This window comes from Vibrio sp. Vb0937 (assembly GCF_033338855.1).
Map to the genome: position 1 here is coordinate 1 of NZ_JAWOTK010000410.1, position 1,083 is coordinate 1,083.

Here is a 1,083-nt window from a genome sequence, read left to right on the forward strand (position 1 = left end):
CACCACCCCAATCGCATCGGAACCATACAGCGTCGACATCGGGCCGCGGATCACTTCGATTCGCTCAATGGCTTGAAGTGGTGGCAACCAACCTTGTTCAATACCAGGGCCATCGCTATTTGGGCGAGTTTCTCGAGTACTTTGGCGCTTACCATCCACAAGAATTAACGTGTACTTAGAGCCCATACCACGAATGCTGATATCGGTTGTATCACCACCACCAGTCACAACAACACCCGGCACACTTTTCAGTGCATCAGTCACGTCGCGGTAGTAGCGCGAGTCCAATTCTTCTCGCGAGATAACACTAATACTTGCAGGCGCATCCGCTTGGGATTGCTCATAACTTGACGCTGTCACCACGACGGTTTCCATTTTAGAAACTGAGTCGTTAGCAAATACATGAGGGACACTGACGAAGGCTAAAACACCAGTTGCAGTTAGCACTGGCAGTCTAAGAGTGGACATCTACATCTCCATAATTGATAATGATTATTATTTTCGAAGTGGAATTATTCATAAATAGAATGAGATGCATAGTGAGAGTTATGGAACGGTTCTTCCCATATATGGAATCCGTACATAACGCAGTAAGGAGTAAGATATGCACGACTTAGCATCAATTCGTGCTTTTGATGCGCTTAACCAACACAAAAGTTTAACCGCAGCCGCCAAAGCATTGAATCAGCCGAAATCCACCGTGAGCCGCCGCTTAGCACAATTAGAAGCCGACTTTGGCCAAGCGCTAACGACTCGACAAGGCAACCGCTTGATTCTGACACGCGCAGGGGAGATTTTTGCCGACTACAGCCGCCAGATCCTAGAGCTCAGCGAGGAAAGTTATGAGGCGCTTCAAGGCTTAAATAATCAAGTATCAGGCTCTCTACATATCGTTTGCCACGCAGCGTTAGTTCGCAGTTGGTTAGGCGATGTGCTCAATGAATTTCTGGCGGAGAACCCTGACGTCAGAGTCCAGCTCACTAGTGATTTTTCCGATACACACCACGATCCAGATTTGTTTATCTGGCTAGGTGAACACAAAGGGCTGGATTGGCGCAAAGAAACGCTTGGCGTATTTCGTTA

Annotated in this window: 2 protein-coding genes; one reads left to right on the forward strand and one right to left on the reverse strand. The window is 47.6% G+C overall.

Annotation, left to right across the window (positions count from 1 at the left end):
* The coding region (locus R7P67_RS26110; RefSeq protein WP_318086493.1) for a TonB-dependent receptor plug domain-containing protein at nt 1–375 on the reverse strand (375 nt) is incomplete at its 3' end.
* A gap of 229 nt (nt 376–604) precedes the next feature.
* On the opposite strand from R7P67_RS26110, the gene R7P67_RS26115 reads away from it, so the two are divergent.
* Nucleotides 605–1,083: LysR family transcriptional regulator (locus tag R7P67_RS26115; RefSeq protein WP_318086492.1), on the forward strand; the 479-nt coding region annotated here is incomplete at its 3' end.